This is a genomic window from Bradyrhizobium mercantei, assembly GCF_001982635.1.
In the GTDB taxonomy this organism is placed as follows: Bacteria; Pseudomonadota; Alphaproteobacteria; order Rhizobiales; family Xanthobacteraceae; genus Bradyrhizobium; species Bradyrhizobium mercantei.
Genome location: NZ_MKFI01000001.1, coordinates 136,291 through 160,998, shown reverse-complemented (window position 1 = coordinate 160,998; position 24,708 = coordinate 136,291). Strand labels below are relative to the sequence as shown.

The 24,708-nt window shown below is 64.4% G+C and carries 21 protein-coding genes, 1 tRNA gene and 1 pseudogene; 17 read left to right on the top strand and 6 right to left on the bottom strand.

Going from position 1 to position 24,708, the window contains the following annotated elements; translation table 11 throughout:
- Positions 1-30 precede the first annotated feature (30 nt).
- Entirely contained in the window at positions 31-369 is a 339-nt protein-coding gene (locus tag BI327_RS00750; RefSeq protein ID WP_011441447.1) for a P-II family nitrogen regulator, read from the bottom strand.
- 354 nt (positions 370-723) lie between these two features.
- On the opposite strand from BI327_RS00750, the gene BI327_RS00745 reads away from it, so the two are divergent.
- The 3 genes and pseudogenes from BI327_RS00745 (at position 724) to BI327_RS00735 (ending at position 3,249) form a co-directional block, all read left to right on the top strand.
- Positions 724-2,223, top strand: a complete 1,500-nt coding sequence (locus BI327_RS00745; protein WP_076857785.1) for a bifunctional ADP-dependent NAD(P)H-hydrate dehydratase/NAD(P)H-hydrate epimerase — start codon at positions 724-726, stop codon at positions 2,221-2,223.
- Positions 2,201-2,595: pseudogene (locus tag BI327_RS00740) on the top strand (GNAT family N-acetyltransferase). The gene BI327_RS00745 and the pseudogene BI327_RS00740 overlap by 23 nt, the downstream one beginning before the upstream one ends.
- A 99-nt stretch (positions 2,596-2,694) precedes the next feature.
- Complete coding sequence (locus BI327_RS00735) at positions 2,695-3,249, top strand: flavin reductase family protein (RefSeq protein ID WP_083741877.1); 555 nt, start codon at positions 2,695-2,697, stop codon at positions 3,247-3,249.
- A 19-nt stretch (positions 3,250-3,268) separates the two neighbouring features.
- On the opposite strand, the gene BI327_RS00730 is transcribed toward BI327_RS00735, so the two are convergent.
- Positions 3,269-4,168, bottom strand: coding sequence for a LysR family transcriptional regulator (locus BI327_RS00730; RefSeq protein ID WP_076857783.1), 900 nt, complete (start codon positions 4,166-4,168; stop codon positions 3,269-3,271).
- A gap of 151 nt (positions 4,169-4,319) precedes the next feature.
- Between BI327_RS00730 and BI327_RS00725 the strand changes: the two genes are divergently transcribed.
- The 4 genes from BI327_RS00725 to BI327_RS00710 are packed head-to-tail and all read left to right on the top strand — an operon-like array spanning position 4,320 to position 9,405.
- On the top strand, positions 4,320-5,324 hold the full coding sequence (locus BI327_RS00725) for an HpcH/HpaI aldolase/citrate lyase family protein (protein WP_076857781.1): 1,005 nt from the start codon (positions 4,320-4,322) through the stop codon (positions 5,322-5,324).
- Positions 5,314-6,513 (top strand): CaiB/BaiF CoA transferase family protein, encoded by a 1,200-nt coding sequence (locus BI327_RS00720; RefSeq protein WP_076857779.1) that lies wholly within the window; start codon positions 5,314-5,316, stop codon positions 6,511-6,513. Before BI327_RS00725 ends, BI327_RS00720 begins: the two co-directional genes overlap by 11 nt.
- 39 nt (positions 6,514-6,552) lie before the next feature.
- Complete coding sequence (locus BI327_RS00715) at positions 6,553-7,923, top strand: LLM class flavin-dependent oxidoreductase (RefSeq protein ID WP_076857776.1); 1,371 nt, start codon at positions 6,553-6,555, stop codon at positions 7,921-7,923.
- A 60-nt stretch (positions 7,924-7,983) separates the two neighbouring features.
- Positions 7,984-9,405 (top strand): MFS transporter, encoded by a 1,422-nt coding sequence (locus BI327_RS00710; protein ID WP_174683023.1) that lies wholly within the window; start codon positions 7,984-7,986, stop codon positions 9,403-9,405.
- Positions 9,406-9,498: 93 nt separating this feature from the next.
- Here the strand turns inward: BI327_RS00710 and BI327_RS00705 are convergent, their stop codons facing one another.
- Complete coding sequence (locus tag BI327_RS00705) at positions 9,499-9,840, bottom strand: hypothetical protein (protein ID WP_076857772.1); 342 nt, start codon at positions 9,838-9,840, stop codon at positions 9,499-9,501.
- Positions 9,841-10,014: 174 nt separating this feature from the next.
- Between BI327_RS00705 and BI327_RS00700 the strand changes: the two genes are divergently transcribed.
- The 5 genes from BI327_RS00700 to BI327_RS00680 all read left to right on the top strand — a co-directional run bounded on the left by BI327_RS00700 (position 10,015) and on the right by BI327_RS00680 (position 14,298).
- Entirely contained in the window at positions 10,015-10,593 is a 579-nt protein-coding gene (locus BI327_RS00700) for a TetR/AcrR family transcriptional regulator (protein ID WP_076857771.1), read from the top strand.
- Positions 10,594-10,677: 84 nt separating this feature from the next.
- Complete coding sequence (locus tag BI327_RS00695) at positions 10,678-11,790, top strand: alkene reductase (protein WP_076857769.1); 1,113 nt, start codon at positions 10,678-10,680, stop codon at positions 11,788-11,790.
- Positions 11,791-11,976: 186 nt separating this feature from the next.
- Positions 11,977-12,609: a glutathione S-transferase family protein gene (locus BI327_RS00690; protein WP_076857767.1), complete on the top strand. Its 633-nt coding sequence runs from the start codon at positions 11,977-11,979 to the stop codon at positions 12,607-12,609.
- Positions 12,610-12,619: 10 nt separating this feature from the next.
- The gene (locus BI327_RS00685; protein ID WP_076857766.1) at positions 12,620-13,330 is read left to right on the top strand and encodes an SDR family NAD(P)-dependent oxidoreductase; all 711 of its coding nucleotides are present in this window, start codon (positions 12,620-12,622) and stop codon (positions 13,328-13,330) included.
- Positions 13,331-13,515: 185 nt separating this feature from the next.
- Positions 13,516-14,298: a tetratricopeptide repeat protein gene (locus tag BI327_RS00680; RefSeq protein ID WP_076859090.1), complete on the top strand. Its 783-nt coding sequence runs from the start codon at positions 13,516-13,518 to the stop codon at positions 14,296-14,298.
- A 27-nt stretch (positions 14,299-14,325) separates the two neighbouring features.
- Here the strand turns inward: BI327_RS00680 and BI327_RS00675 are convergent, their stop codons facing one another.
- From BI327_RS00675 to BI327_RS00665, 3 genes are all read right to left on the bottom strand, one after another.
- On the bottom strand, positions 14,326-15,036 hold the full coding sequence (locus tag BI327_RS00675; protein ID WP_076857764.1) for a hypothetical protein: 711 nt from the start codon (positions 15,034-15,036) through the stop codon (positions 14,326-14,328).
- A 72-nt stretch (positions 15,037-15,108) separates the two neighbouring features.
- A complete protein-coding gene (locus BI327_RS00670; RefSeq protein ID WP_076857762.1) occupies positions 15,109-16,194 on the bottom strand; it encodes an enolase C-terminal domain-like protein in 1,086 nt (361 codons plus the stop codon).
- A 27-nt stretch (positions 16,195-16,221) separates the two neighbouring features.
- On the bottom strand, positions 16,222-17,559 hold the full coding sequence (locus tag BI327_RS00665; RefSeq protein WP_076857760.1) for a multicopper oxidase family protein: 1,338 nt from the start codon (positions 17,557-17,559) through the stop codon (positions 16,222-16,224).
- Between the two features lie 135 nt (positions 17,560-17,694).
- On the opposite strand from BI327_RS00665, the gene BI327_RS00660 reads away from it, so the two are divergent.
- The 5 genes from BI327_RS00660 (at position 17,695) to lon (ending at position 24,633) form a co-directional block, all read left to right on the top strand.
- Positions 17,695-17,779: transfer RNA gene (locus BI327_RS00660), tRNA-Leu, on the top strand.
- A gap of 166 nt (positions 17,780-17,945) precedes the next feature.
- Positions 17,946-19,304: a trigger factor gene (gene tig / locus BI327_RS00655; RefSeq protein WP_076857757.1), complete on the top strand. Its 1,359-nt coding sequence runs from the start codon at positions 17,946-17,948 to the stop codon at positions 19,302-19,304.
- A 226-nt stretch (positions 19,305-19,530) separates the two neighbouring features.
- Positions 19,531-20,166: an ATP-dependent Clp protease proteolytic subunit gene (locus BI327_RS00650; RefSeq protein ID WP_076857756.1), complete on the top strand. Its 636-nt coding sequence runs from the start codon at positions 19,531-19,533 to the stop codon at positions 20,164-20,166.
- A 440-nt stretch (positions 20,167-20,606) separates the two neighbouring features.
- Positions 20,607-21,881: an ATP-dependent Clp protease ATP-binding subunit ClpX gene (gene clpX / locus BI327_RS00645; RefSeq protein ID WP_018271869.1), complete on the top strand. Its 1,275-nt coding sequence runs from the start codon at positions 20,607-20,609 to the stop codon at positions 21,879-21,881.
- Between the two features lie 322 nt (positions 21,882-22,203).
- A complete protein-coding gene (gene lon, locus BI327_RS00640; RefSeq protein WP_076857755.1) occupies positions 22,204-24,633 on the top strand; it encodes an endopeptidase La in 2,430 nt (809 codons plus the stop codon).
- The last annotated feature ends 75 nt before the right edge of the window (positions 24,634-24,708 follow it).

The following is a 24,708-nucleotide window of genomic DNA, read 5'->3' as shown; positions in this document are numbered from 1 at the left end:
TGCCGTCAGAAATTCCGGATAGCACCGCCCTTAAATAGCGTCCAGCCCGGATTCGCCGGTCCGGATGCGGATGGCTTCCTCGATGTTGGAGACGAAGATCTTGCCGTCGCCGATCCGCCCGGTCTGGGCCGCGCGGCGGATCGCGTCGATCGCCTTCTCGACCAGGTCGTCGCCGATCACGATCTCGATCTTCACCTTGGGCAGGAAGTCGACGATGTATTCCGCACCGCGATAGAGCTCGGCGTGGCCCTTCTGGCGGCCAAATCCCTTGGCCTCGGTGACGGTGATGCCTTGCAGTCCGACTTCCTGGAGCGCTTCTTTCACCTCGTCGAGCTTGAAGGGCTTGATGATGGCTTCAATCTTCTTCACTGAGCGCCTCCCGGGCATTGCAGATTGCAGGGTCGAGTTCGATGCGCGTGGGGCGCAGTCTGGTTGGTCTTAAGCCTTCCGGCCGGTGGCCGGAAACACGCGCAATGGTCGCATCGAGCGGCCTTGTGCACGGCTTCCTCAAAAGCAGGGTCTATGCCAAGTTGTTAAGGTCCCCGATTTCGGAATGTTATCAGCCTTTTAACAGGCAATCGGCTGATATCGAACCACATGGGCTATGATATCCAAGCCCAACAAATAGGCAAATAGATCAATCTATATGCAAACGGCCAGTAGAAACCCTGCGAACGTCACAGGAATTGCCTCTCGAAAAGGCGAAGCGATTGAGGATTCGGCATGGACGTTCTGACCACCACCGAGATGGAGCGTGCCGACCGGCTGACCATCGCCGCCGGCACGCCGGGCTTCGCGCTGATGATGAGCGCCGGCCAGGCCGTCGCGGAAGCGGCGATGGACCTGGTCGAGGAGGGTCCGATCGTCGTGGTCGCCGGCCGCGGCAGCAATGGCGGTGACGGCTTTGTCGCCGCCGCCGAGCTCGCCGCGCGGGGCCGCGAGGTCTCGGTGATCCTGCTCTGCGAGCGCGACAGCCTGCAGGGCGACGCGGCGCTGGCGGCGAAGGGCTGGAAGTATCCGGTGCTGCCGTTCAACCCCCAGGCGCTCGGCAAGCCGGCGCTGATCATCGACGCGCTGTTCGGCGCCGGGCTCAACCGTCCGGTGAAGGGCGACCCGCTGGAGATGATTGCGGCGATCAATGCCAACGGTACGCCGGTGCTGGCGGTCGACCTGCCGAGCGGCATCAACGGCACCACGGGTGCTGTCTTGGGCGCGGCGGTGCAGGCGACCGAAACCGTCACGTTCTTCCGCAAGAAGCCCGCGCATCTCTTGCTGCCAGGGCGGATGTATTGCGGCCGGGTCCGCGTCGCCGATATCGGCATCGACGCGCAGGTGCTCGACGAGATCAAGCCGCTGACCGCGGAGAATGCGCCGGAAGCCTGGCGCTGGTCGTTTCCGGTGCCGCGGATCGACGGCCACAAATACGCGAGGGGCCACGCCGTCGTGGTCTCGGGTGATATCGCCTCGACCGGCGCGGCGCGGCTCGCCGCGCGCGCAGCGCTGCGCGCCGGTGCCGGTCTCGTGACGCTGGCCTCGCCGCGCGATGCGCTTGCTGTCAACGCGGCGGCGCTGACCGCGGTGATGGTGCGCGCGGTCGACAACCCGATCCAGTTCGCCGAGCTGCTCGACGACAAGCGCCTCAATGCCTGCGTGATCGGTCCCGGTGCCGGCGTCAGCGCACGTACCCGCGACTTCGTGCACACCGCGCTGTCGGCGCAGCGGCATCTGGTGCTGGACGCCGACGCATTGACGAGTTTTGCCGGTTCGCCCGACCGGCTTTTCGAGGCGATCAAGGCGAGCGACGGTCAGCAGGTGGTGCTCACCCCGCATGAGGGCGAGTTCCCGCGGCTGTTCAGCGACATCTCCAACAAGCATCCCGGCCGCTCCAAGCTCGAGCGCGTGCGTGCGGCGGCCGAGCGCTCCGGCGCGGTGGTGCTGCTGAAGGGCGCCGATACGGTGATCGCTTCTCCCGACGGCCGCGCCACCATCGCCGCCAACGCGCCGCCGTGGCTTGCCACGGCGGGCGCCGGCGACGTGCTGTCCGGCATCATCGCGGGCTTCCTGGCGCAGGGCGTCGCGGCCTTCGAGGCCGCCAGCATCGGCGTGTGGCTGCACGGTGAGGGCGGCAGCGAGGCGGGGCCCGGGCTGATCGCCGAGGATCTCACCGAAGTACTGCCGGCCGTGTTCCGCCGCCTCTACGATGAGTTCGGGATTGAGTATTAGGCCGCTCGCGCTCGCCGACATGGACGCTGCCGCGCGTGTGCATCGTGCGGCGTTCGACGATGCGCTGCCCTGGCTCGCCGGCCTGCACACGCCCGACGAAGACCGCTGGTTCTATCGCGAGCGGATGTTTGGATCGAACAGCTCTATGTGCTGCCGGCCGCGCAGGGGCACGGGATCGGCGGCGCGCTGCTCGCGACCGCGCAGCAGGGCGCGGACCGGCTGCAACTCTGGACATTTCAGCGCAACGCGCGGGCGCGTCGCTTCTACGAGGCGCGCGGCTTTGTGTCCGTCGAGGAAAACGACGGCAGCCGCAACGAGGAGAAGGAGCCGGATGTCCGCTATCTCTGGACGCGCGCGGCCGGCGGGCATTGATCGGGTAAGCTGAACAACTGGTTAGATATTTGCGTTTCTGCGATCGATCCGGCTGGCCTATAGGATCGGCTTCGTCGTCACCGAGCGTGGAACCGTCAGATGAACGCACCGAGCAACCTGCTTTCTTCAGCCTCGCGAACCGCCGCTCCGCCTTACGCTGGCGTCGACCCTGCGTCCTATCGCGCGGCCATGCGCCATCATGCCGGCGCCGTGACGATCCTGACCGCGGGCGGGCCAGGCGACCGGACCGGGATGACCGCGACATCGGTCTGCTCGCTGTCGGACACGCCGCCGCGGCTGATCGCCTGCGTCAACCGCTCGGCGAGTGCGCATGGGCTGATCCGGCGCACGGCGGCGTTCGGCGTCAACATGCTCCATGCCGACCAGGCGGAACTGGCAAACGTGTTCGCGGGCCGCCGCGGCATCGAGCGGGACGATCGTTTCGGCGACGGCGATGGCTGGCTGTCGCTTGCAACGGGCGCGCCGATCCTGAAGGCCGCGCTGATCGGGCTCGATTGCGAACTGATCGACGAGCATGCGCATGACACGCATTCGATCTTCGTCGGCGCGGTCCGCGCGATGCATCTGCGTGAGGGCGAGGCGCCGCTGGTCTATTTCGGCGGCGCATTCCGCGCGCTCGCTCCGGTGAGATGATCGACGTGAATGCAGCGGCTCAGGAGCGCGGCTTGAGGAACTTGTGAACCACTGACGTCAGCGCGCTCGCAGCCGGCGAGAATGATTGTCCGCGCAGCGAGACGATGCAGACGGTGCGCTCCAGCGTCGGATTGACGATCGGCAGCGCCTGCATCGTTTTCCTGACCGGTCGCGGCAGGGCCACCTTGGGCAGGATGCCGACGCCGAGGCCGGCGCCGGCCAGCGCGGCCAGCGTATAGCTGTGCTCGACCTCGAATTTGATCTTCATTTGCAGGTTGCGCACCGCGAGCGCGCGCTCCAGCATCGAGCGCAACGCCGCCGATTTGGAATTGAGCAGGATCGGGTAGGCGGACAATTCGGTGAGGTCGACTGCGCTGCGCTTGCGAAACGGAAACGCTTTTGTCGCCAGCGCATAGATCGGATCGTTGAACAGCGGCGCAAACTGAAACTCGGTCGAACCCTCCATCTCCGGCCCGATGCCGAAATCGGCCTCGCGGCGGCGCAGGCAGTCCAACATATCTTCCGCCGCAAGCTCGCGCAGATTGATGTTGATGCCGGGATAGCTCGCCTGGAAGGCATGCAGCGCCTGCGGCAGGATGGTCGCGGCAATGGTCGGCACACAGGCGAGCGACAGCGTGCCGCGCTGGATGTCGATCACCTCTCGGATCTCGCGCAAGCCGTTCTCCCATTCACCGAGCGCGCGCCGCGCATGGGTCAGCAGTTGCAGCCCCTCGGCGGTCAGCTCGACGCGCCGCGTGGTGCGGTGGAACAGGGCGGCGCCGACCTGGTCTTCCAGGAGCTTGATCTGCATGCTGACCGCGGATTGCGAGCGATTGAGCTGCTCGGAGGCCTGACGAAAGCTTTTGTTCTCGGCAACCGCGATGAACATGTGCAGCAGCTTGAAATTGATCTGCGACATCGATTGGCCTCTTGCGGCGATCCGCCGATTAATCGGAGGAACTGAACAGTTCTTAAGATAATCTCGTTAGAAAGATCAGTGCTGGACATCTAGCATGTTTGCGTTGGCCGCGGGAGACGATCCTGCGGCGCGATGCAGAAAAGATGCTCCAATGTCCTTCACCGTCACCAAGCCGCGCACGCGCCGCGTCCAGCGTTCCGAGCTCGCGGTTCCCGCGACCTCGACCCATTTCTTCGAACGCGCGGCCAGTGGCGCGGCCGATTTCATCTTTCTCGATCTGGAGGACGCGGTTGCGCCGCCGCGCAAGGTGGAGGCGCGCGAGCTCGCGATCGAGGCGCTGAACCGGATCGACTGGGGCAGCAAGACGCTGGCGGTGCGGATCAACGGCCTCGACACCGAATGGGCGCATCGCGACATCATCGAGATCGTCAGCCGCGCGCCGCGCCTCGACCTCGTCATGGTGCCGAAGGTCGGCACGCCTTTCGACGTCCGCTTCGTCGACGCATTGCTGACCGGCCTCGAACGCGAGTTCCCGCGGGCAAGGCCGCTCGGCATCGAGATCCTGATCGAGACCACGCTCGGCCTCGCCAATGTCGAGGACATCGTGCAGGCGTCGGAGCGGCTGGAGGCGGTCATCTTCGGCATCGGCGACTATTCGATCGACCTGCGCACCTGCGGCGAGGTCATCGGCGCCTCAGATCCGCGCTACGCTGTTCTCACCGATGCCGGCGAAAGCGGTACACGGCATGTGCACTGGAACGATCAGTGGCATTTCGCGCTCGCCCGCATCGCCAATGCCTGCCGCGCCCACGGCCTGCGGGCGATCGACGGCCCCTACGCCAATTTCGGCGACGCCGCGGGCTTTCGCGCCAGCGCTGCGCGGGCCGCCGCGCTCGGCTTCGAGGGCAAATGGGCGATCCATCCGTCGCAGCTCGAGACCGCGAACGAGGTGTTCTCACCGACGGCGCGGGAGATCGCCTGGGCACGCGAGATCACGGCGAAGATTCAATCCGCCAGTGCCGGCGGCGACGGGGCCTTCGGCCAGGACGGCGTGCTGATCGATCTCGCCGTGCTGAAGCGTGCGCAGGCGATCATCGACCGCCAAGAGGCGATCCTGGCCGTCGCGGGGAGGGAAGGAGCACGCGATGTCGCATGAGCCACCGCTGGCGGGCATTCGCGTGCTCGACATCGCGACCTTCGTGGCGGCGCCGTTCTGCGGCACGGTGCTGTCGGATTTTGGCGCCGAGGTGATCAAGATCGAGCAGCCGGGCTCCGGCGATCCGCTGCGCCGCTTCGGCACGCCGAGCGAATGCGGCGACACCTATGTCTGGCTCAGCGAGGCCCGCAACAAGAAGTCGGTCACGCTCGACCTGCGTAGTGCGCAGGGTGCTGCGCTGTTCCGCGAGCTGGTTCGCCAGTCCGACGTCGTGCTGGAGAATTTCCGGCCCGGCACGCTGGAAAAATGGGGCCTCGGCTTCGAGGCGCTCGCCGAGATCAACCCAAAGCTCGTGATGCTGCGCATCAGCGCCTACGGGCAGGATGGCCCACTGCGCGACAAGCCCGGCTTTGCCCGGATCGCGCACGGCTTCAGCGGGCTCGCCTATCTCGCCGGCGAGGCGGGACGGCAGCCGGTGATGCCGGGCTCGACCTCGCTTGCCGATTATATCTCGGGGCTTTGGGGCGCACTCGGCGTGCTGCTGGCGCTGCGTCATGCCGACGCCACCGGACACGGCCAGGTGGTCGACATCGGGCTCTATGAATCGGTGTTCCGGCTGCTCGACGAGATGGCGACTGTGTTTGCGAAGACCGGCTTCGTCCGCGAGCGGCTCGGCGCCGACACGGTCAACGTCGTGCCGCACAGCCACTACCAGACCGCCGACGGCAAATGGGTGGCGCTGGCCTGTTCGAGCGACAAGATGTTCGAGCGCCTGGCGCAGGCGATGCAGCGGCCGGAACTTGCGACCGATCCGCGCTATGCGGCGATGGCCGGCCGGCTCGAACGGCGCGAGGAGGTCAATGGCATGGTCGCCGCCTGGATCGGCTCCATGCCGCTCGAAACGGCGCTCGCGGAATGCGAGCGCTACGACGTGCCCTGCGGGCCGATCTACAGCATCGCGGACATCTTTGCCGACCCGCAATACCGCGCCCGGGGCAACATCGCCGAGGTGCCCTCGCGCGCCGGGCCGATCGCGGTGCCGAGCGCGATGCCAAAAATGTCCCGCACGCCGCCGCAGTTCAAACATGCCGGCGTGGCGCTCGGCGCTCACACCGACGAGATCCTGACCTCGCTTGCCGGCGCGACGGCGGCGGCGCTCGCCGCGCTGCGCAGCGACGGGGTGATCTGACATGAATCTATTCTTCCGCGGCCACGAAAGAACGACGCCATGACCAGGCAGATGAAACTGATCGGCTTCCTGCAAGCCCAGAATTGCTCGAACTATCCCGCCTCGTGGCGCCATCCGGACTCCAAGCCGAACTGGTTCTCCCGCGACTATTATCAGGAGATCGGCCGCACGCTGGAGCACGGCAAATTCCATCTCGCCTTTTTCGACGACCGGCTCGCGATCCCCGATCGCTTCGGTGACGATTTCCGCGAGACCATCCGTCACGGCGTGCGCGCGGCAAAGCTCGATCCGGTCTCGGTTGCATTGACGATGGGATTGGCGACCGAGCGGCTCGGCATCGGTGTGACCTATTCGACCACCTATTACGAACCGTTCCACGTCGCGCGCGTGTTCGCGACCATGGATTTGCTGCTGAACGGCCGCGCCGCCTGGAACGTGGTCACCTCCCTGAATGACTCCGAGGCCGCGAATTTCGGCGCCTCGCAGCATCTCAGCCACGATCTGCGCTACGACCGCGCCGATGAGTTCATGGAGGTCGTGCTCGGGCACTGGAACAGCTGGGAGGACGGCGCGGTCAGCTTCGACCGCGAGAGCGGGCTGTTCGCCGATCCGGCCAAGGTCCACCGGCTCGACCATCACGGGCAGTTCTTCCGCTCGCGCGGGCCGTTTACCGTGCCGCGCTCGCCGCAGGGGCATCCGGTGATCATCCAGGCCGGGCAGAGCGGCCGTGGCAAGACGTTCGCGGCACGCTGGGGCGAGCTGATCTTCGTGATCTATCCCAATCTCGACATTGCGAAGAAGCAATATGCCGATTTGAAGGGAACGCTCGCCAAGACGGGCAGGGACATCAGCATCGCGCCGGCGGTCTATCCGGTTGTCGCCGAGACCCAGGCCGAGGCCGAGGACAAATTCGCGACGATCAACGCCCTCGCCAAGCCGATCGACGCGCTGACGCTGCTGTCGGAGGTCTTGAACTACGACTTCGCGGCCAAGCCGATGGACGAGCCGTTCACGTCCGATGAGCTCGCCTCGATCAGCGGGCTGCAAGCGATCCGCGACCGCGTCATGAACCTCTGCGGCAAGCCCAATCCGACCCCGCGCGACTTCGTCCAGTTCAGCGGCCGGGGAACGCTCGCCGAGCTGCCGACCTTCGTCGGCTCGCCCAAGGCAGTCGCCGACCAGATGGAGCGCTGGTTCGCGGAAGGCGGCTGCGACGGCTTCGTCATCGCCGCCACCCATGTGCCCGGCACCTATCAGGACTTCGTGCGCCTCGTGGTGCCCGAGTTGCAACGCCGCGGCCTGTTCCAGCGCGAGTACCAGGGCGACACCCTGCGCGAAAATCTCGGTCTGCCGCGGCCGCAGGCCGTGCATGCAAGCGCCGACGAGGAGGCGCGCGTCTCGACCGGATAGAACGGCACAAAATTCGACGCAGACAACGATCAAAACAAAATCAAAATCAGGGAGGCTGAATTGACCACGACAGGCGTCAACGCGGGTGGGCGGCTCGACAGATTGCCGATCGCCGGATTTCACTACCGGATCTTCGCGCTGATCGGCGCCGGACTGTTCGTCGACGGCTTCGAGATCTTCCTCGCCGGCAGCATTCTTGGTGCGCTGGTGCAGTCCGGATATTCCGACCTCGCCCAGAATGCGCGCTTCATCTCCGCGACCTTTGTCGGAATGCTGATCGGCGCCTGGCTGGCGGGCGTTGCTGGAGACCGCTTTGGCCGCAAATTCGCCTACCAGGCCAACCTCCTGATCTTCGGCATCAGCGCGCTGGCGGCGACGCTTGCGCCGTCGATGAATTGGTTGATCGCGGCGCGCTTCGTGATGGGGCTCGGGCTCGGCGCCGAGATCGTCGTCGGCTATGTCGTGCTCAGCGAATTCATCCCGCCGCAGCAGCGCGGCCGCTGGGGCGCGGCGCTTGCGACCTGCACCAATGGCGCGCTGTTCGTCGCAACTCTGGTCGGCTGGGTCGTCATCCCGCATCTCGGCTGGCGCTGGATGTTCGCGCTGTGCGGCATCGGCGCGATGATCGTCTGGTTCCTGCGGCGCTCGCTGCCGGAATCGCCGCGCTGGCTCGAGACCCAGGGCAAGAGCGCGGAAGCGGAGGCCGTCCTGACGGCGATCGAGCAGGAGGTCGGCAAGGGCAGGACGCTGCCGGCTCCGGCCTATCAGCCCGCGCCGGTGCAGCCGGACGTCAGCTTCACGCGGCTGTTCTCGCGCGCGCTGATTGCGCGCACCGTCGTCGGCTGCGTGATCCTGATCGGGCTCAACACCGCGGTCTACGGCTTCATCGCCTGGATCCCGACCTTCTTCGTCAAGCAGGGCATCAACCTGTCGTCATCGCTCGGCTACACCATGCTGATGACGCTCGGCAGCCCGCTCGGCACGCTGTCGGGCATGTGGATCGGCGAGAAGATCGACCGCAAGCCGTCGCTGATCGTGCTGTCGCTCGCCGCCGCCGGGCTCGGGCTGATCTATCCGATGTTCATCAATCCCGTTGCGTTCGTCGTGATCGGCTTCCTGCTGGTCTTCACGGTGGCGGTGATGTTGGCACTGGCCTGGGGGCTCTATATCCCCGAGCTGTTCCCGACCGAGCTCCGGATGCGCGGGTCCGGCATCTGCAACACCGCGGGTCGCCTGATGTCGATCGTGACGCCGTTCATCGTGGTCGAGCTGTTCACCCGGTTCGGCGTCACCGGCGTCGTCTCTGTCGTGGCCGGGCTGCTGGTCGTGCAGGCGATCGCGGTTGCCGTGCTCGGCATCGAGACCCGCAAGCGGCCGCTGGAGGCATTGCGGCCGGAAGTGATGGACGGCGAGGCGTCGCCGGCGCAGGCGCGCGGCAAGCTGCATCCGAGCACCGGCGGGATCGCCGGAGGCGGGGAGTAGGCGTCGGGCCAGAGGCTCCGGTGGGAAACAGCCGCGTTACAGCGCCCGCACTGTGCTCAGATGCGGGCGTTCGGCGCTGACCTCAGGTCGATTTCATTCCGCTGCGGAAATCAGCGTGGTTTGGTTCACCCGGGTCTCGCCCTTGAGATTGTCGACGGTGACGTGCGTGTCGTACCAGGTCAGCCGTGGCCGCGCTCCGAACCGTTCGGTGAGCTCGGCGATCTTGGCTTCGGTAAACCAAGCCTCGGCCGCCTCTCGGCTCTCCCACAGATAGACGCCGCCGGTGCCGGCCTCGCCGTTGAGGTAGTCTTTGCGGATCAGCCCCTTTGTCGCGAGCTTTCGATAGATGGGGGCGGTGCCCATGCCGCCCCTGATGGCCTGTTCTTCAGTTCGCTTCGGAAGGTCGAATTGAACGACGACGATACACTGTGCCATCCCTGTTCTCCGATCTGAGTTCACACGGTGTCAGGTTCGCTCGGCGGCACGCCGATCGGGCTGAACACTACAGCATGCAGCCCGCGCTTGTCCCGGTCCGCGCCGAACTGCGTCCGGGCGTAGCCCTTGACATTTAAGACGACCGGTCATATTGAATGCTCAGGAGATCAGAGCATGGCAAGACCAAGCGTCCGGGAACAATTGATCGAGGCGGGGTTGCAGACCTTGCATCGGCATGGCTTCAACGGAACCGGCGTTCAGGACATCACGGATGCCGCCGGCGTGCCGAAGGGATCGTTCTACAATCACTTCGAGAGCAAGGAAGCTTTGGCGCTGGAGGCGCTGGAGCGGTACTGGCAGAACGGCGCCGCTCGGCGCGCGCAGCTGAGCGACGCAAGCGTCGACCCCGTGGAGCGGCTTCGTCGTTTTTTTCGTGGCTTGTCGGACCTTGCCATCCGTCAGAACTTCCAAACCGGATGCATGATTGGGAACTTCAGTGCGGAACTTTCCGTGCAGAGCAAGGAGGTCCGCGATCGCCTGGCCGAGATCTACGCTGCCTGGAGCCGCGCGATCGAATCCTGCGTGCGCGAGGCCGAGAAGGCCGGCCGCGTCCAGCCGCGCCTGCCTGCGGCGACCATTGCGACATTCCTGGTCAACTCCTGGGAGGGCGCAGTGCTGAGGTCCAAGGTCGAGCAGGACAAGTCGCCGTTCGATCAGTTCGAACGCGTGGTGTTCGCAAGCATCTTCACCTGAGCCATCGAGAGCCATGGGTATCAAAGAGCCGGCGGCATTAACTTGTCCCGCAGTTAAGATGACCGGTCATATTGGAGAGAGAATATGAAGCTTTCAACTCCGTTCCAGCTTGGAGCCTTTCGGCTCGCGCACCGCGTCGTGATGCCACCGTTGACCAGGATGCGCGCAGCCAACGGCGTGCCGTCGCCGCTCGCTGCGACCTATTATGGCCAGCGCGCGTCCGAAGGCGGGCTGATCATCGCCGAAGCGAGCCAGATCTCTCAGCAGGGGCAGGGCTACCCCCAGACGCCGGGAATTTACACTGCGGACCAGGTCGCTGCGTGGCGGAGCGTCGTGCAGGCGGTCAAGGGTCGCGGCGGGGTGATGTTCCTGCAATTGTGGCACGTGGGAAGGATATCGCACTCCTCGTTCCAGAAGGACGGAGGCCTTCCCGTTGCACCGTCCGCCATCCGACCGGCGGGCAATGCCTTCAAGAGCGATTTTCAGCGCGCGCCTTATGAGACGCCGCGCGCGCTCGAGTTGAACGAAATCGCGCAGATTGTCGCCGACTACCGCAAGGCCGCGGAGAATGCCAAGCAGGCCGGATTCGACGGCATCGAGATTCATGCGGCCAACGGCTATCTGCTTCAACAGTTTCTGGAGGACAAGACCAATCATCGCACCGACCGCTACGGCGGCTCGATCGAAAACCGCGCGCGGCTGCTCTTTGAAGTCCTCGATGCCGTCTCGGACGTATGGCCGACCAATCGCATCGGCGTTCGGCTGTCGCCGTTCAGCAGTGTCGGTGATGTCGCAGACAGTGACCCGATGGGTCTGTACACGCACGTGATCCAGGAGCTTGGCGCACGTCAAATTGGCTTCCTGCACCTGATCGAGGCGCGGGTGCGCGCCGGTCTGGTGGATCAGACCGACGACGCGGCACCGCAGTCCGTCGCCACGCTGCTGCGCCCGTTGTTCCCCGGGCCGTTCATCGTGTCGGGCGGCTTCACCGCCGCAACCGCGGAGCGGGCGCTCTCCGCCGGCACGGCTGACCTTGTCGCGTTCGGGCGCGCCTTCATCGCCAATCCCGATCTGCCGCGGCGTCTCGCGCTCGGCGCCCGGCTCAACGAGCCGGATCGATCAACGTTCTACGGCGGCACCGAGCGCGGCTACACGGACTATCCGAGCCTCGACGAGGTCGGCGTGTTCAGTGCTTGAGGCGGGAAAGGCACGACAGCAATGGACGCGGTGACACGGACCAATTTCGCCCAAATGATAGCCGCGTTGGAGCGTCAGGGATGAGCAGGGCAAGCGCTGGATCTCGCTCGAGGACGATGCCGTCGCTCCGGTCGACGAGCTCGTAATGTTGCCGCGCTTCGCCAGCGGCTATTAGGGGGAACGTCAATGAGGCTTTATGGCTTCGGGCCGGCAGCCAGCGCCCAGCGTGTTCGAATCTTTCTGGCCGAAAAGGGACTCGACGTCCCGATTGAACAATTGAACGTGCGCGACGACCATCAGTTCGCCGCAGCGTTCACCGCGAAGAATCCGTTCCATTGCGTGCCGTTTCTTGAACTGGACGATGGCACCGTGATTGCGGAGTCGGTTTCGATCTGCCGCTACTTTGAGGAACTGCATCCGGAGCCGGCGTTGTTCGGCCGCACGGCGGTGGAGCGCGCCATGATCGATATGTGGCTGCGGCGCTTCGAACTGGATGGCCTGGTCCCGATGGTGCACGCGGTGCGCAACCATGTGCCGATGTTCGCCGGCAAGGTCGTGCCGGGTACACGCACTGGTCTGCCGCAACTGCCGGCAATGGTGACCCGCGGCAAGGAAATGATGGAAATCTTGCTCGGCCGCATCGAGCCCCATATCGCCAGGAACGAATTCGTCGCCGGGCCGGAGTTCACCGTCGCCGACATTACCGGATTCTTCGCCGTGCGTTTGACGTACGCGTTGGAGATGGACATTGCCGCACGCTATCCGGCCGTCGCTGCCTGGTTCGCCAAGGTGTCGGCGCGCCCGACCTTCCAGCTCTAAGGAGATCACCATGAGCAAACCAGTTTGCATCGTCACCGGCGTCGGGCCCGAGCATGGCACCGGCGCCGAGATCGCCAAGCGTTTCAGCGAGGGCGGCTACCAGGTCGCCATGCTGGCCCGCAATGCCGATAACCTCGATGTGCTGGCTCGCAAATACGAGGACGCACGGGCCTACCCGTGTGACGTTGGCGATCTCGACGGCCTGATCAAGACCGTCGCGCGCATCAAGGTGGAGATGGGCGCGCCCAAGATCGTGGTTCACAACGCGTTGCGCGCGACCCGGGGCAGCATCCTTGCGATGGACCCGAACGATCTTGAAAGGAATTTCCGGGTCAACACCACGGCATTGCTGCATCTCGCTCGCGAGACGCTTCCAGCGATGCTGGAAGCGGGCGAGGGCGCGATCCTGGTGACCGGCAATACCTCGTCCATCCGGGGCAGGACCAATTGGGGCTTCTTCGCCTCGACCAAGGCGGCACAACGGATTCTCGCGGAATCGATGGCGCGTGAGTTCGGGCCCCGAGGCATTCACGTCGCCTATATCCTGATCGACGCCTCGATCGACACGCCGCGCACGCGCCCGGTGCTGGCGCCCGACAAGCCGGATGACTTCTTCGCCAAGCCTTCGGCGATCGCCGAAGAAATGTTCCGGGTTGCCCACCAGGACCGCTCCACGTGGTCGTTCCTCGTCGAACTGCGTCCGTTCGGCGAGGTCTGGTAGCCGCAGGGAGCGAAGCGAAGAGAAAGCGGCCGAGACAGCCCGACGCAACTCTTCCCCACGATACTTCCGGTGGACGCGTCGGGAGATGCGGGCTAAAGCCCGATAACATTCCCTCGGCACCGTGAATCTCGCTCGTGAGTGGCAGGCAGAACAATTTCTTCGCTCAGGCGCTGCAACAAGGCGCATTGGCGTTGCGGGCGCAGCAGTTTGCTCAGGCGGAGCAGATTGCGACAGGCATCCTGAAATCAAACCGCACGGACAGACACGCCGCGCTTCTGTTCGCGCATGCGCTGATGGGGCAGAATCGGGGCGGCGAGGCGATTGCCCCGCTCGAGCGGGTTGCGCGGCGCGGTGACGATGCCGAGGTTGAGACCTTGCTCGGCGCGCTGCTGTGCGGTGCCGGGCGGGTCACCGACGGGATCGCGCAGCTTCGGCGCACGGCGGCGCGCCGCCCGCCATATTTTCCCTCGTTTCAGGAACTCGCCGGGCAGCTCGCCAAGGCCGGTCAATACTACGAGGCGATCGGCGCGATCGAGGCGGGCCTCGCGCTGGCGCCTGACAGCGTCGATCTGAAGCTCGACCTCGGGCGCATGTTGCATAACGTCAATCAAATCGCGCGAGCCCTGAGTGTCTTGCAATCCGCACACGATGCTGCGCCGGGACGCCCCGATGTTCTTACCCAGCTCGGACGGGTTCTGATCGTTCACGGCGACTACGCCGCGGCCGCGGATGCGTTCCGCCGCGTGCTCGCGTTGTATCCGGACGATCGCTCGATCCGCGCCCATCTTGCGACGTCGCTCTTCGAGCAGGGTGAGCGCGACGCTGCCGAGGCCGCGCTGCGCGCTGTCATTCGTGGCCAGCCCCAGTTATTGGGACGCGCGGTCGTCGTCATGGCCTCGGGATCGCATGGCCGCTTCTTCTTCTCCCAGACTGATGCCGCGAAATTCCTCGGCGGACAATCAGGCTGAGCGCAGCGGACGAAATCTCGTCGCGCCTCAAGCCCTGAAGTTTCTGCGGTAGAGGTTGGGCTGCCGCCTGAGTTCGGTCCGCAGTTCGCCGACGCGCTTGGCGTCATCCTCGGTGAACGGCGATGCCTGCGCGGTCCAGTCGTCCCGCTTGACCGGAATACATTGCGCGATGGGCGTCCCCTTCGGGAGCACGCCTTTGAAATTCCGATCGTGCCAGTACGCCGGAAAGTGCACCCAATTGTCGGCATAGAGATCGGAATTGACCAGGCCGCTCAGCGTGGTGAATGGCAGGTCGAAGCGATTGACCGGATGCGTGAAGTAGACGGCGTAGCCTTCCGGGGCTTCGACGGTCCAAAGATTGTGAAATTTGAGAAAGAAGCGGCCCTCTTCGAACAGAGGCGTGCCCGTGACCTGACCCGGATCGTGGAAACCGATCGGCGAACGGGGAAATTCCGGCATGCCGCCCGGCGGCAGGTCCTGGTCCCAGGTGATCTGGCCGTCCTCCACTTTGAGATCGCAGACCAGCGGCAGCAGGAACCCGCAGGTCATCGCGTCGACGAATGGTGGGCAGCGCTTGATGGTATCCTCGTCGTGCAGGTTGATCGAGCTGAACGCCGTCGCCGGCATGGCCTTGAGCCAGTCGGGAACGCCCTGCGCCGCCGGGATCGGCCGCGGTATCAATCCCTCAAGCTCCGTTGGGCAACGGAATTTGAGCGTCAGCTTGTCGTTGGTGGCCATTGGGCGCTCCCGTGTCCTGATGGCCTACATGAATGCTTCGCGAAGGTGAAGCGGGCAGCCACCAGTCCGCCGCTAGCTCACGAGATACTTCGCAACTGCTGCCTCGTTCCATTCGATGCCGAGCCCGGGACCGCGCGCGGTCACTGCGCCGTCCGTGATCTCGGCGGGCTTTGCCAGGATCGCGCCGGCAAAGTCGAGGAATTCGAGCCAGTGCGCGGTCGGCGTCACCGCGAGCAGATGCGCGCTGACCTCGGCGAACAGATGGCTCGACATCGGGATCGAGGCGGCGTCGGCTTGTCCTGCGACCTGCATCCAGCCGGTGACGCCGCCGACCTTCATCACGTCGGGCATGATGAAGTCGGACGCGCCGGCTGCGATCGCTTCCGCAAAGCCGCGCGGAAACCACCAGTTCTCGCCGGCCTGGATCGGCGTCGGCGAGGTCTCGCGAACCTTGGCGTGTCCGGACAGGCTTTCCTGCGGCACCGGCTCCTCGATCCAGTGCAGATCGTAGGGCGCAAGGCGGGCGATGCGGCGCGTGGCCTCGGCCGGGTCGAGCGACTGGTTGAAGTCGATCATCAGCGCGACGTCGGGGCCGAGCAGGGCGCGCGCACCCTTCACGACACGCTCGTCATTGGCGGCATCACCGTCGCCGCCCTTGATCTTGATGCCGCGAAAGCCCTGGTCGAGCGAACGGCGCAGCGCGCGCTCGTCGGCAACGGGATCGACCACGCCGTAGCTGTCATAGGCCTTGATCGGCTTCACCGAGCCGCCGAGCAGTTCGACCAGCGGACGGCCGGCGAGCTGGCCGAGCACATCCCAATAGGCCATGTCGAGACCCGACACCGCCATGCCCACGAGCCCCTGCCATCCGAGCAGGCGAAACCTGGCGTCCATCGCCTTCATCAGGTCGAACGGCGCGACCGGCTTGCCGACGAGCTCGCGGCCGATCTCCTCGATCAGATGACAAAGCGGGTTAAGTGTGAGGTTGCTGTAGGCGAAGATGTAGCTGCGGCCGGTAACGCCTTGATCGGTCTCGACATCGATCAGGACCAGCGGGCCGGAATCGATCACGCCGAAGGCGTTCTTCACCGGACGCTTGAGCGGCACCACGACGCTTCGCGCCTTCACTCCGCGGATCGCTGCAACCGTCTGGCTCATGGGTGTTTCCTCTTCTTGTTATGGTTATTATTGCACACTGTACCATCGGACCAGGCGCGGCGCGGCCCAATCGGTCGCGACCTGCTCGATCAGATAGCGGCCCGGATATTCGGCGAGGAAGGCGATGCGCTGGGTCTGGCCCGGTTCGACCGCGAGCGTGTCGAGCCAGAACGGCTTCCAGCCGTCGTCGAGCTTGTCGAGCAGACGGAAGTGATGGCCATGCAGATGAAAAACGCTGGCGATCAGACCGCGGTTGGTCAGGGCCAGCACGACGGGCCGGCCGGCCTTGGCCTGAAAGGCCGGAGCCGTCGTCGGCTTGAAATCCGCCGGGCGGAACCATTCGGTCGGCGTGCCGAGCGGCAGATCGAATCTTGCCGCGCTTTTGAGATCGAGTTGGGCCGGCATGTCGTTGCCCGGGAGCGGCGGCGCCGGCGGGAACGGCGCGGGGCGGACTGGCGGTTCGTTCGAGACGATGAGCTTGCCGACCGGGCGGGCCTGCTTTCCGTCGTGGAGCAGGATCGCGAAGCTCGTTCCGGCTGGCCCGGCGGCATCGACGAAGACGTCGGTGCGGCCTCCCGGAGCCAGTACCAGCGCACCGTTGCGGGCCGCGAACGGTTCGGCCGGCTGGCCGTCGATCGCCATCACCCGAACGTCGAGATTCTCCAGCTTGACCGCCAGCACACTGCGTTGGCTGCCATTGATAAAGCGGAGTCTGAGGCGGGCGTTGGCCGGTGCCGAGACCTCGTATGAGGTTTTTCCGTTAATTGTATGAATCGGCGTCGAATCTTGTGGATCGCTTCCGGCCGGAATCGCGGTTCCATCCGGCCGCAGGCGCCACTCCTCGATCAGCAGGACCTCGTCGCGATCGACCGCAACCGGCGAGGCGCCGGTGACAATCAGCGGGCGCGGCCGTGCCGGCACCGTCCCGCCGTCGCCGAACAGCGGCTCGCACAGGAAGGTGCCGGCGTGCCGAAGCGGCAGCTGGAAGGTATCCTTTGCCCCGGCGGCAAGCGGCGCTCGCGAGGCCAGTGGCTCGGCGGCCGGGACACCGTCGAGCCCGCGGCAATCGAGCGCGGCCTGGACCGGCAGCTCGTTGCCAAACGTCACGTCCAGCACCTCGCCGCGCTTGAAGCGGAGGTCGCCGCTGCCGAGCGACCAGATGGGGGTTGCCGGCCCGTCAGGACGAAGCGAGATACGGTCGGTTTTGGCCTGGAGCGCGACCGCGGTCCGGCCTTGCGCCGAGCCGGTAGCCGGCCATGCGGGGCAAAGCGCGACCGCGGCACCGAGCGCGCCGATCAGGTCGCGCCGGGTGAGGGAAAATTCGGGACTTGCTAGGGGACTTGCCATCCGGCCGATGCGGACCATTTTCAAGTGTACCTGTCCAGTCGCGATCGGTCGCAGGGCGGGCTCTCAAGCGGCCATTTTTTTGCTGCGAACCGGTGGGCGCATGTTATAAGCCCGGCCGCCCGCGGCATCGCGGCCGGACTGGATGCTTTTCGCGCGGGCGTGGCGGAACTGGTAGACGCGCTGGATTTAGGTTCCAGTGACGAAAGTTGTGGGGGTTCGAGTCCCTCCGCCCGCACCAAGCGCTTACAGCGTTTGCATGACGAATTCTTGGAGAACCTTGGGCCCCGAAGGGGACGAGGGTTCGCCGAACCCACAGACGTCAGGCCGCAAGGCTTAAGCGTCGAACAGATTGAACACTGCCACGGCCGCTCGGGCCGCGGCAAAAGCGGAAGAAGATTGATACCATGCAGGTCACCGAGACCCTCAACGAGGGATTGAAGCACGAGTTCAAGATCAGCGTCCCGGCATCCGATCTCGATGCCAAGGCCGACGCCAAGCTGGTCGACCTCAAGGACAAGGTCCGTCTCAACGGCTTCCGCCCCGGCAAGGTGCCGGTGGCCCATCTGAAGAAGATCTACGGTCGCTCGGTGATGGCCGAGACCATCGACCAGACCATCAGCGACACCAACAAGCAGATCTTCGAGGATCGCGGCTTCCGCCTCGCCGGCGAACCGAAGATCACGATGCCGACCGAGAAGGACCAGGTCGAGGAATTGCTGTCGGGCAAGACCGACCTGACCTACACGGTCGCGATCGAAGTCGTGCCGCAGATCCAGCTCGCCGATTTCAAATCGTTCTCGGTCGAGAAGCCGGTGGTCGATGTGTCCGACGCCGACGTCGACGATGCCATCAAGCGCATCGCCGAAGGCAGCCGCCCTTACAACGCCAAGACCGAGGGGACGGCGGAGAAGGGTGACCGCGTCACCATCAGCTTCAAGGGCACCATCAACGGTGAAGCGTTCGACGGCGGTACCGGCGAGGGCATCCAGGTCGTGATCGGCGCCGGCCAGTTCATCCCGGGCTTCGAGGAGCAGCTGATCGGCATCGGCACCGGCGAGACCCGCACGCTGAAGGTCGGCTTCCCGAAGAACTATCTGAACGAGAAGCTCGCCGGCCAGCCGGCCGAGTTCGAGACCACCGCGACGCTGATCGAGGCGCCCGGTGAGACCACGATCGACGACGAGTTCGCCAAGACGCTCGGCCTCGAATCGCTCGACAAGCTGAAGGAAGCCGCCCGCGAGCGCCTGACCGCCGAGTTCGCCGGCGCGACCCGTCAGAAGGTCAAGCGCGCGCTGCTCGACCGGCTCGACGAGAGCCACAAATTCGAGGCGCCGCCGTCGCTTGTCGCCGAAGAGTTCAACCTGATGTGGAACTCGATCAAGGCCGAGATGGACTCCTCCGGCAAGACCTTCGCCGACGAGAACACCACCGAGGATGCGGCCAAGGAAGAGTACCAGAAGATCGCCGATCGCCGCGTCCGCCTCGGCCTCGTGCTGTCGGAGATCGGCGAGAAGAACAAGATCACGGTCACCGACGACGAGGTGTCGCGCGCCGTGATCGAGCGTGCGCGCCAGATGCCCGGCCGCGAGAAGGAAGTCTGGGACTACTACCGCAGCAACGCCCAGGCGCTGGCCCAGATCCGCGCCCCGATCTACGAGGACAAGGTCGTCGACTTCGTCCTCGAGCTCGCCACCGTGACCGAGAAGAAGGTCACCAAGGATGAGCTGTTCAAGGATGAAGACGCCGAGAAAACTGCCGCCTAATTCCGGCACCTCGCGTTAATGATGAACCGCGAAAGCACGCTTGGCGGGGGGCCCCGTCGCTAGGCGTGCGGAAGCGAATCAGCTTGAACTTCCGCGACCTGCCCAGATGGGTAGTGCGGCCAGGTGCCCGGTCTTGTCGGCCGGAAATTGGCCCATATCTGGGTTAAGCCTTGAGCCAGTAGCCTTAAGCAAAGTTCTGCATCACCCCTAACCCTTGGGTTCTTTCATGCGCGATCCCGTTGAAACCTACATGAACCTCGTGCCGATGGTCGTCGAGCAGACCAATCGCGGCGAACGCGCCTACGACATTTTCTCGCGCCTGCTGAAAGAGCGCATCATCTTCGTCACCGGTCCGGTGGAAGACGGCATGTCGACGCTGATCGTCGCGCAGCTGCTGTTCCTCGAGGCCGAGAATCCGAAGAAGGAAATCTCGATGTACATCAACTCGCCGGGTGGCGTGGTGACGTCGGGCCTTGCGATCTACGACACGATGCAGTTCATCCGCCCGCCGGTTTCGACGCTGTGCACGGGGCAGGCGGCCTCGATGGGCTCGCTGCTGCTGGCCGCCGGCGAGAAGGACATGCGCTTCACGCTGCCGAATTCCCGCATCATGGTGCACCAGCCCTCCGGCGGCTTCCAGGGCCAGGCCACCGACATCATGCTGCACGCGCAGGAGATCCTGAATCTCAAGAAGCGCCTCAACGAGATCTATGTGAAGCACACCGGCCAGACCTACAAGGCGATCGAGGACGCGCTCGAGCGCGACAAGTTCCTCACCGCCGAGGACGCCAAGGCGTTCGGCCTCGTCGACAAGGTCATCGACAAGCGTCCCGAGGATCCGGCCTCAGCGAAGGCCGCCTGATCCGGGCAGGCATTCCGGGGCGTCCTGTGATCTCCACATTGACGCCTCACATAACCGGCAAAGCAGGACGGCGGGGTACCCCGCAAGCGCATGAGCATGAGCGGAAAGTTCCGCTTTCGTGCTCATCGTCCGGCGTGGTAATCCCGCAACGTTCCGTGGATTTCGACGCGTATTCCACGTGCGATCGTGGAAAATCACGGTATTGTCACGGTCTTGAGCCGGGCATCCGATTAGCGAATTCTTGATAGTCGGGTGCCAGCATGGTTGGCTGTAATGCATCGGCTATGATCGCGGAGATTCGAATAAACCGTGATTGGTACGGTCAGTATTGCGTAGGGTCTTTTTTGGTACGGAATTTGCTCTATCTACCCAAGACCCCGGTTTTGTGCCGGATTGGGTCGATCTGGCAAACAAGATCGAACGGCGGACGGAGATAATGAATGAGTAAGGTCGGCACGAGCGACGCCAAGAACACGCTATACTGCTCGTTCTGCGGCAAGAGCCAGCATGAAGTTCGCAAGCTGATTGCCGGACCGACTGTCTTCATTTGCGACGAGTGTGTCGAACTCTGCATGGACATCATTCGCGAGGAGAACAAATCCTCGCTGGTGAAGTCGCGCGACGGCATTCCGACGCCGAAGGAAATCTGCAAGGTCCTGGACGACTACGTGATCGGCCAGAGCCATGCCAAGAAGGTGCTGTCGGTCGCCGTCCACAATCACTACAAGCGGCTTAACCATCAGACCAAGCACAACGACGTCGAACTGGCGAAGTCGAACATCCTGCTGATCGGTCCGACCGGTTCGGGCAAGACGCTGCTCGCGCAGACGCTGGCCCGCATCCTCGACGTTCCCTTCACCATGGCTGACGCGACGACGCTGACCGAGGCCGGCTACGTCGGTGAGGACGTCGAGAACATCATCCTGAAGCTGCTGCAGGCCGCCGACTACAACGTCGAGCGGGCGCAGCGCGGCATCGTCTACATCGACGAAATCGACAAGATCAGCCGCAAGTCGGACAATCCCTCGATCACCCGCGACGTGTCGGGCGAGGGCGTCCAGCAAGCGCTGCTGAAGATCATGGAAGGCACGGTGGCCTCGGTTCCGCCGCAGGGCGGCCGCAAGCATCCGCAGCAGGAGTTCCTGCAGGTGGATACCACCAACATCCTGTTCATCTGCGGTGGTGCGTTCTCGGGCCTCGAGAAGATCATCTCCGCGCGCGGCCGCTCGACCTCGATCGGCTTCGCGGCGCAGGTGCTCGCGCCGGAGGATCGCCGCACCGGCGAGATCTTCCGTCACGTCGAGCCGGAAGATCTGCTGAAGTACGGCCTGATCCCGGAATTCGTCGGCCGTCTGCCCGTGGTTGCGACGCTGGAAGACCTCGACGAGACCTCGCTGAAGAAGATCCTGACCGATCCGAAGAACGCGCTGGTGAAGCAGTACCAGCGGCTGTTCGAGATGGAGAACATCGAGCTGACCTTCGCCGACGAGGCGCTTGGCGCGGTCGCCCGCAAGGCGATCGAGCGCAAGACCGGTGCGCGCGGCCTGCGGTCGATCCTCGAGAGCATCCTGCTCGAGACCATGTTCGACCTCCCGGGCCTGGAAGGTGTCGAGGAAGTCGTGATCTCGCGCGAAGTCGTCGAGGGAACGGCGCGTCCGCTCTACATCTACGCGGATCGTTCCGACCGCGCCGTCGAGAGCAGCGCGAGCGCCTAAAGGCGGTCGTCTCGACCTGTCAAGATTGCACGGCTGCCGGGCGCTCCGGCGGCCGCGGTTGCGTAGCAACGGCGATCATTTTGGCATTGCAGTAAATGCCTGTTTAGCCTGAATTTCCGGGCACTTCTCAGACTTGACACCCCCCTGCCTGATAGCCACCTAATGCTATCGGCGAGGGATCTCATGCGTTGAGATTCGTCGCTTTTCGATGCGGAATAAGCGGCTGCTGACGGCAATCTTTTTCCGGATCACCAAGGCACCTTGTGGCGGTTGCGCAAGCAGGCGGACTGCGAGCAAGGGGGCAAAACAAAAGGATAAGGCCATGACGACCTCAAAACCCCGGCCAACGATCGTCCACGGCGAAAGCCACTCCTATCCGGTGTTGCCGCTCCGCGACATCGTCGTCTTCCCGCACATGATTGTGCCACTGTTCGTCGGCCGCGAGAAATCGATCCGCGCCCTCGAAGAGGTGATGAAGAACGACGCGCTGATCATGCTCGCGACGCAGAAGAACGCGTCCGATGATGATCCGGCTCCCGATTCAATTTACGAGACCGGTACGCTCGCCAGCGTGCTGCAGCTCCTGAAGCTGCCCGACGGCACCGTGAAGGTGCTGGTCGAGGGCCTCGAGCGCGCGCGCGTCGAAAAGTATTCCGACCGCAGCGAATATTACGAGGCGACCGCAGTCGCACTCGCCGACACTGACGCCAACTCGGTCGAGGCCGAGGCGCTGGCGCGGTCGGTCGTGTCCGACTTCGAAAGCTACGTGAAGCTGAACAAGAAGATCTCCGCCGAAGTCGTCGGCGTGGTTCAGGCGATCACCGATTTCGCCAAGCTCGGCGATACCGTTGCCTCGCATCTCGCGGTCAAGATTGCCGATCGGCAGGCGATCCTGGAGACGTTGTCCGTCACGCAGCGCCTGGAGAAGGTGCTGGGCCTGATGGAGAGCGAGATCTCGGTGTTGCAGGTCGAGAAGCGCATCCGCTCGCGCGTCAAGCGCCAGATGGAGAAGACCCAGCGCGAGTATTATCTGAATGAGCAGATGAAGGCGATCCAGAAGGAGCTCGGCGACGACGAAGGTCGCGACGAGCTGGCCGATCTGGAGGAGAAGATCTCCAAGACCAAGCTCTCCAAGGAAGCGCGTGAGAAGGCACAGCACGAGCTGAAGAAGCTGAGGCAGATGTCGCCGATGTCCGCGGAAGCGACCGTCGTGCGCAACTATCTGGATTGGCTGCTGTCGATCCCGTGGGGCAAGAAGTCCAAGGTCAAGAAGGACCTCGAGGCCGCGCAGGCGGTGCTGGACTCCGATCACTACGGGCTCGAGAAGGTCAAGGACCGTATCGTCGAGTACCTCGCGGTGCAGTCGCGCGCCAACAAGCTGACCGGACCGATCCTGTGCCTCGTCGGCCCTCCCGGCGTCGGCAAGACCTCGCTCGGCAAGTCGATCGCGAAGGCCACGGGGCGCGAGTTCGTGCGCGTGTCGCTCGGCGGCGTGCGTGACGAGGCCGAGATCCGCGGTCACCGCCGCACCTATATCGGCTCGATGCCCGGCAAGATCATCCAGTCGATGCGGAAGGCGAAGACCTCAAATCCGCTGTTCCTGCTGGACGAGATCGACAAGATGGGCGCCGATTTCCGCGGCGATCCGTCGTCGGCGCTGCTTGAGGTCCTGGACCCCGAGCAGAACTCGACCTTCAACGACCACTATCTGGAGGTCGACTACGACCTGTCCAACGTGATGTTCATCACGACCGCGAATACGCTGAATATTCCGGGCCCGCTGATGGACCGCATGGAGATCATCCGGATCGCCGGCTACACCGAGAACGAGAAGGTCGAGATCGCGCGCAAGCATCTGATCCCGAGCGCGATCTCCAAGCACGGTCTGGACTCCAAGGAATGGTCGATCGACGACGCGGCCTTGCTGTTGATGATCCGCCGCTACACCCGCGAAGCGGGCGTGCGTAACCTGGAGCGTGAGCTCTCCACACTCGCCCGCAAGGCGGTGAAGGAGCTGATGATCTCCAAGAAGAAGTCGGTGAAGGTCACCGAGGCGAATATCGAAGAGTTCCTCGGCGTTCCGAAGTATCGCTTCGGCGAGATCGACGACGAGGATCAGGTCGGTATCGTCACCGGCCTGGCCTGGACCGATGTTGGCGGCGAGCTGTTGACCATTGAAGGCGTCATGATGCCCGGCAAGGGCAAGATGACCGTCACGGGCAACCTGCGCGACGTGATGAAGGAATCGATCTCGGCGGCGGCGTCCTACGTCCGCTCGCGTGCGATCACCTACGGCATCGAGCCGCCGATGTTCGATCGGCGCGACATCCACGTTCACGTCCCGGAGGGCGCAACCCCGAAGGACGGTCCGTCCGCGGGTGTCGCGATGGCCACCGCGATCATCTCGGTGATGACCGGCATTCCGGTCCGCCACGATGTCGCGATGACCGGCGAGATCACGCTGCGTGGTCGCGTGCTGCCGATCGGCGGTCTGAAGGAGAAGCTGCTGGCTGCGGCGCGCGGCGGCATCAAGACGGTGCTGATCCCGGAGGACAACGCCAAGGATCTCACGGAGATTTCCGATGCGATCAAGGGCGGCATGGAGATCATTCCGGTCTCGCGGCTGGATGAGGTCGTTGCCAAGGCGCTGACCCGCGTGCCCGCGCCGATCGTCTGGGAAGAGGAGACCAGCAAGGTCGACGTCAAGCCGGACGCTTCGGATGAAGCCTCCGGCGGCCTGACGGCGCACTGAAGCGAGTTCTAACGGAAAATATTGAAACGGCGCCTTCGGGCGCCGTTTCTGTTTTGGTGGTTCGCAAAGGAGGCT